This is a genomic window from Halodesulfovibrio marinisediminis DSM 17456, assembly GCF_900129975.1.
Classification (GTDB): domain Bacteria; phylum Desulfobacterota; class Desulfovibrionia; order Desulfovibrionales; family Desulfovibrionaceae; genus Halodesulfovibrio; species Halodesulfovibrio marinisediminis.
In genome coordinates, this window is record NZ_FSRG01000004.1 from 811,114 (window position 1) to 818,771 (window position 7,658).

Annotated in this window: 3 protein-coding genes; all 3 read left to right on the plus strand. The window is 43.2% G+C overall.

All coding sequences use genetic code 11. The annotated features are described in order from the left end of the window. Positions 1-156: 156 nt before the first annotated feature. Positions 157-3,069, plus strand: a complete 2,913-nt coding sequence (locus BUR09_RS08130) for an insulinase family protein (protein WP_074216430.1) — start codon at positions 157-159, stop codon at positions 3,067-3,069. A gap of 89 nt (positions 3,070-3,158) precedes the next feature. After that, a complete protein-coding gene (locus tag BUR09_RS08135) occupies positions 3,159-3,593 on the plus strand; it encodes a Fur family transcriptional regulator (RefSeq protein ID WP_074216431.1) in 435 nt (144 codons plus the stop codon). 391 nt (positions 3,594-3,984) lie between these two features. Next, positions 3,985-7,658, plus strand: a 3,674-nt coding sequence (locus tag BUR09_RS08140; protein WP_175566006.1) for a VCBS domain-containing protein, incomplete at its 3' end; no start/stop codon positions are given.

A 7,658-nucleotide genomic window follows, 5' to 3' on the forward strand; every position in this document is an offset into this window, starting at 1 on the left:
GGCTTATTGGTTTGTGGTTCGATACAAATAGAGATTCAAAGACAAAATATATAGACGGCAGGCAAGCCTGCCTATATCTTATTGTATCATTAAGAGCATTGTTCTCTGCAGGCAGGCAGAGACGAGAGAGAAAAAAGGATATTCCGGAGGAAGACAATGACAGAACAGTTCGGCTTTGAACTTGTTGATGAACAGCGCGTTGAGGAGTTGGCAACCACTGCCCGTCTGTGGAAACACAGCAAAACTGGTGCGCAGGTGCTGTCCATGAATAATGCCGATGAGAACAAGGTGTTTGGCGTATCCTTCAGGACTCCACCTTCAGATTCAACCGGTGTTGCGCATATTCTTGAGCATTCAGTATTGTGCGGGTCAGAGAAGTTTCCTGTAAAAGAACCTTTTGTAGAATTACTTAAAGGGTCATTACAGACATTTTTGAATGCGTTTACTTATCCGGATAAGACTTGCTATCCTGTGGCTTCTACTAACCTTCAGGATTTTTATAACTTAATTGATGTGTACCTTGATGCAGCATTTTTTCCGCTGATTACTGAACAAATTTATCAGCAGGAAGGCTGGCATTACCATGTGGATAAAACTGAAGATCCATTAGCATACCGTGGTGTTGTATATAACGAGATGCGCGGTGTTTACAGCTCTCCTGACAGTGTGCTGCATGAGCGTTCTCAGCAGTCATTGTTCCCGGATAATACGTATGGTCTGGATTCCGGTGGCAATCCTGATGTTATTCCTCAGCTTACCTATGAGCAGTTTAAAAAGTTCCACGAAACCTATTATCACCCTTCTAATGCCCGTTTCTTCTTCTGGGGCGATGATGATGAAGCAAAGCGTCTTGAAAAACTTTCATGTACACTGGAGCGATTTGATGCTTTGGAAGTAGATTCTCATGTTCCGCTTCAGGAAGAATTTGAACGTCCGATTGCATTGCTGGAAGGGTATGCCGCAGGCCCCGCAACCAGTGAACATCAGGGACGTGCGATGTTTACTGTGAACTGGCTGTTGCCTGAAACTGCCGATGCTGAGTTGAACCTTGCGTTCCAGATGCTTGAGCAGATTCTTGTCGGCATGCCTGCGTCACCATTGCGAAAGGCGCTTATAGAGTCAGGTCTGGGTGAGGATATTGCCGGTATTGGCCTCGAAAATGAGTTGCGCCAGATGTATTTCTCCACTGGTCTTTCCGGTATCAAATCTGAGAATGCAGACGTTGTTGAAGCTCTGATTTTTGATACACTTAACGGTCTTGTTACCAACGGAATTGATAAAGAATATATCGAAGCAGCAGTAAACAGTATTGAATTCGGCCTTCGTGAAAACAACTCCGGCCGCTTCCCTGTGGGCTTGTCTGTAATGGTTCGTTCATTGACAACTTGGTTGTACGATGCAGACCCGCTGGCGCTCGTTGCATTTGAAGACCCTCTTAACTTTATTAAAGAACGTCTTACGAACGGCGATCGTCTTTTTGAAGACTTAATTAGTGCGTTCCTTGTAGGCAACAATCACAGAACAACTGTACTGCTTGTTCCAGATGAAGATTTGCAGGAAGAGCGCAAAAAACGTGTAGAAAATAAGCTTGCAGAAATCCGTGAAGGAATGAATGAAGAAGATATTGTTGCTGTTGTAGACAACACCGCTTTACTTCGTAAAATGCAGCAGACTCCGGATAGTGAAGACGCTGTAGCAAGCATTCCGCGTCTTACCCTTGAGGATATTCCTAAAGAGAACAAAATTATTCCTCAGGAAGAAGCAGCTCGTTCTGATGTGAAAGTATATACTCATGAGTTAGATACAAACGGTGTTGTATATGCTTCCGCAATATTTGATATTGCAGGGCTGGATGGCTCATTACTCCCGTATGTACCGCTTTTGGGCAGATGTTTGACTGAGGTTGGAACTGATAGGCTTAATTTCGTAGAGCTCGGCATGCGTATTGCGGCAAAAACGGGTGGAATTAGTGCTGATATGATGACAGCAACCACACTTGGTGAGCGCGATCCACTTGCAAAGCTTGTTGTTCAGGGTAAATCTACTGTAGATAAGGTGTCCGATCTTTTTGATCTGTTGCAGACAATTGTTCTGGATACCAAACTTGATAACAAAGAACGCTTCCGTTCTATTGTGCTGGAAGAAAAGGCGCGAGTTGAGCAGGACATTGTTCCATCCGGTCATGTGATTGTGATGTCCCATCTTCGCAGTTGCTTTGACGTGGCTGGCTGGGTTTCTGAGCAGACTGGTGGCATTAGCTACCTTGGCTTCCTGCGTACCTTGGCAGATAAAGTTTCCGCTGACTGGGAAGCTGTGCTTGCTGACTTGGAACAAGTTCGCGCTGCAATTCTCAAAAAGCCAAAGACAATTGTTTCTGTTACTGCCGAAGCAAGCGGTCTTGCAGCAGTTGATGGTCTTGTAAAAGGCTTTATTGAAGCGCTTCCTGAACGTCCGGCAGAGTCTGCGTTATGGCAACCGGAATTTGTTACTACAAATGAAGCATTTCTCATTCCTGCACAGGTTAACTATGTGGGTAAGGGTGCTGATCTTTACGCATTAGGTTATAAATATCATGGCTCTGCCAATGTTATCTTTAAGCATTTGCGTATGGGCTGGCTTTGGGATCAGGTGCGAGTACAGGGTGGTGCATATGGTGCTTTTGCTGCGTTTGACCGCAGTACTGGTGTTCTTGCACAGGTGTCCTATCGTGATCCGAACCTTGAAAATACTCTGAAAGCGTTTGATGGCTCTGCTGCATACTTGCAGAATCTCAAGCTCGGTAAAGCAGAGTTGGAAAAAGCAATCATTGGCGCAATTGGTGACCTTGATATGCATATGCTTCCGGATGCAAAAGGTGCTGCCGCAGTAACTCGTAAGATGCTCGGTGATACTGAGGCAATTCGTCAGCAGATGCGTGATGAAATTCTTTCAACAACTCTTGATCATTTCCATTCTTTCGCAGAGGTTCTTCATGCTGCGGCGGAGTCTGGCAGAGTTTGTGTCCTGGGCGGAAACGGTGTGCGTGAAGCTGCTCAAGCCAATGGCTGGAATCTTAGTGAGATTTTATAGCCTATTGCAGGTTAGAGTACGCTTGCTTGCGATTTGTGTTGAGTAAGTATATTGTCCGGTAACATTTGTGAAACACAAGCCGAGGACGTATGAAAGAGCCAATTCAAGTCTTTGCAGACTATATTGCGAAGAACAACCTGAAGGTTACTCCGCAACGCATGCTGATTGTAGAAGTGTTTTTAAAAGATGAAGGACACTTAACTACAGAAGAATTGTACGAACGTGTTAAAAAGGCTGATCCATCTGTTGGTCAGGCAACCGTGTACAGAACAATGAAGCTGCTTTGTGACTCTGGTATCGCTAAAGAAGTTCATTTTGGCGATGGAGTAGCTCGATACGAGCAAAGTTACGGCAGTAAGCATCATGATCATTTGATTTGTGAGCGCTGCGGAAAGAATCTGGAAGTAATAGACGACCAGATAGAACGTTTGCAGGACGAACTGGCTGCCAAGCATGGTTTTGTTCTGACCAGTCACAGAATGTACCTATACGGTGTGTGTAGTGACTGCCGATCAAGCAAGTAATACGATTTCTTATTGATTACAGTGAAGCGGAGGAACTTAGTTCCTCCGCTTTTTTTGTGTGATTGAAAGAAAATCATGATGGCTGTTTCTTTCATGTCTGACTATTTTTTTACAAAATTTTACGTTTGTTATTTGTATAATATTATTAGGGTGAAAAAAATATAATACAGTGAAAAGAAATGATAATTAGAAGGAGGATCTGTTTTTGTGTATAGTTTTTTGAAATGCTTGAGAAAAAAACTATTGAAAAATAGATAATCTAATGTTCTTAAAGAACTTCATTCAATATATTTCTAAAGATAACATGTTGATAACTGTTTTTTAACATATCCTTGAGATTGGGGTTCGGGGAAGCTTTGATCTCATTTGAATTTCCCATAGGGGGGGAATTATGGTTGCACAAGTAGAGAATAATGAGAATATTCAAGTGGTGAAAAAGCCTACCGCTGGCGAAGTGCGGGAGGTTTCTGTTGGTTCAGAATTAGACATTTCTTTCGATTTTGATCTCGACTCAGTTCAAGCTGCAGCAGACGGCGAGGATCTTGTTTTAACATTTGAAGATCAGGCAGTTCTCAAGCTTGTTGGTTTTGCTAATGAGAGTGAACCGGTTGAAGTGGTTCTTGATGACGGTACTGTCTTGCCTGCAGATGCTATTATGGAAGCCATTGGGGAAGATGGTTTTATTGATACCGCAGCGGGGGGGAGTGCATCAGCGCCACAAGGTTCTGGTTCATCAAGAATTTCTGGTTTTGATTCTGTTCTCGGCGGTATTGAAAACCAGGAAATCAGTCATGCCTACGATGACTCTATCTCGTCTGATTTTTCCTCTCTTTCTTCTTCTGCTGATAATGCACCTGAAAATACTCCAGTAGTTGCTGGTGATGATAGCAGTAGCGTAACTGCACTGGAACTCGCAGATGTTTTAGACGGTGTAGCTCCTCCTTCCATTTCTGGAAACGTTCTGGATAATGATACTGATTCTGACGGCGATAAGCTTACTGTTAAAGCTGATACCTTCAATGCTCAGTATGGAACATTTACTCTTAATCCTGATGGTTCATGGACCTACACTTTGAACAATCAGAATCCGACGATTGTTGAGTTAGATGATGGAGAAAGTCGTACTGATTCAGTTGTTTATACTGTTTCTGATGGTCTAACTGAAGCAACTGCGACGTTGACGGTAACAATTAAAGGTACCAACGATGCTCCAACAGTTGTTGCTGATGAAGGTAATGTTTATGCAGAAGAATATCATGATGTAAGTGCTGATCGTGTGGATGTCCCAACTGCTTCCGGTAATGTTCTCGACAACGATTCAGATCTGGATGTTGAAGCTCTCACGGTGGCTGATCCTGGAACATACCAAGGAGAGTATGGCACTCTTGTCATAGCTGAAAATGGTTCTTGGACATATACTCTTGATCATCTTAACACTGATGTTCAGGGGTTGAGCAAAGAGAGTGTTCCGCTTCATGATACTTTCAAATACAGTGCCTCTGATGGGACTGCTTCTACTGAATCTGAATTAGTGATTGATGTACATGGCACGAATGATCGTCCAGATGTTTCAGTTGCTACGGTTGATACAGCATCAGGAGTTGAGGATCATTTGGGAAGTGAAGTTATAACTGCTAAAGTCGTTGAGCATGGTTTTGATGCTGATCCTGACTTTGTAAATAACTCACAAGAAGTTGGTACTGAAACTACTGCTTCGGGTACGCTTAAATTTGTCGATGTTGATAATGCTGATCATGGTAATGGTGAGTTAGGCACCGTTGGTAAAGATCTCACGTATTCTGTGTCTGTTAAAGAGGTAGGTGCAGATGACTTAGGTCGTGACAATGTGCTCACAACCGCTGATGGTAAAACAACACTTTCAGTTGAAGGTAAGTACGGAACACTTCATTACAACACAGAAAATGGCAAATGGGATTACCAACTAGATAACAACGATTCTGATACGCAGGACTTATATAATCCAGTCAAAAATGAAGATGGAACTCTTTCCTATCCTGAGAAAACCGGCGAAGATCGTTTTATTATTACCGCATCAGATGGGCATGGTGTAACCGAAAAAGAAATTGTAATCGACGTAGAAGGCTCCTTTGATCCGGTTGAGTACACGCTAACATACGGAAGTGATTCCGGTGCCTCTAATCGTGCTGGTTGGCATAACGCTGTCGGGTATACCGTTACCTACGAAGACGGAACTACTTCTTCTCATATAGCATGGAGTGATGCACACCGAAGTGTGAATGATGAAGGTGGCGTTGCAAAATTTGTTATTACGAAGCCTTTTGTAGACGTAGATTTTTTTGTTGTGCCTCAAGGTGCAAAGTTTTTAAATACTGATTCAAAAATTTCCGTAGGTTCTGATAATGTTTTAAAATATTTTGATCCAGCATCAGGCGAATGGATTAGTTCGACCGTTAAGGCGGGAAGTAATCACAGAGGACAAGTCAGCAATAATAAATATTATGTTGAAGGCGGCGATTTGCCAGGTGAAGGTCAATATGACTTTGAAGATTATGTAGCAGGTTCCAGCAATGCAGCGACAAACTATCATGATGTTAATTTTACCGTTGATGCTAAGACTCTTGTAGAGAGTGAATATACGGAAAATGGATCAATACGGTTCAAAATTACCGGTACATCGAAACGTGATGAACTTCATGGCACCGACTATGATGACATCATTACTGGCAATGGCGGTAATGATGTTATTTCTGGAAACGGTGGTAAAAACACCCTGTACGGTGGCGATGGGCACGACACTTTTATGGGTGGTGAAGGCGTTGATTATTTCTACGGTGGGGACAAGGACACTGACTCCAGTAAAAGTGACTTAGTCTCTTATGAAAATAGTAAAGGTGTTACTGTTGATTTAACAGGGAATACCCCTAACGCTGGTGACGCAGAGGGCGATACCTTTAGCGGAATAGAGAACTTGCGTGGTTCTGCCTTTAACGATGTTCTTATCGGTGATGATGAAGCCAACCGTATTGAAGGCGCTGCTGGTGTAGACACTCTCAATGGAGGTAAGGGCAATGATGTCCTTGATGGTGGCGCCGGCGGCGATATCCTTAAGGGGGGTGAAGGTTCAGATACTGTGACATATGCCAATTCAGCACGACCGGTAACTGTGAATTTAAAGAATACCGATGTAGCTGAAGGCGGGACAGGTTCTGGCGGGGATGCTCAGGGCGACACATTGTATTCTATCGAGAATATTGTGGGCAGTAAGGGGGGCGATATACTTACTGGTAGCTCTAAAGCAAACAATATCCGAGGCGGCAAAGGAAACGACAAAATTTTTGGTGGGGCAGGCGACGACCGTCTTGATGGTGGGACAGATAATGACACCATAATGGGGGGAGCTGGTGAAGATACCATTATAGGTGGTAAAGGCTTTGATACCGTTTCGTATGCAGGAGATAATGGCGGTGTAGGTATAGAATTTGAAAAATCAAATGGTCAGCTCACGATTGATGGTGGGTATGCAGAAGGAGACTCTGTCGAGGGTTTCGAGGCATTAATAGGTACCGACCATAGGGACATTATTAAGTTAGATAATGATTGGAAGGACATCGATGCTGGTAAAGGCATGGATGTGGTCGAAGTTAATGATTCTGATGGAATTGATGGAGTACACGTTGACCTTGGTGAAGGTGGAATTCGTTTAGGGACAAACGCTGGAGCCGAAATCGTTAAGTTTGTTTCTAACAAAACTATTAAAGCCACTGCTGATGGTGGAGCTGGTTTAGACTCCCTTGAAGTAGATAAATCAGGTGCGTTGTCAGCAGTAATTACAGCTGCAGGTGATGGAATTAATGCTGCTGTAACTGCAGAAACTGATGACACAGTTATCAATGCAAAAGATTTTGAACAACTCAAATTTAACTCTGCATCAGAACTCAATGTTACTGTTCAAGGTGGTGTTAAGCATCTCGACCTTTATACAGCCGATACAAGCGCCGGTAACACCTCAACTGAGATCACAACTGAATCAAATGTTGGCAAACTCAGTGTGACAACTGGTGATAATGCCGACATCATCACAAT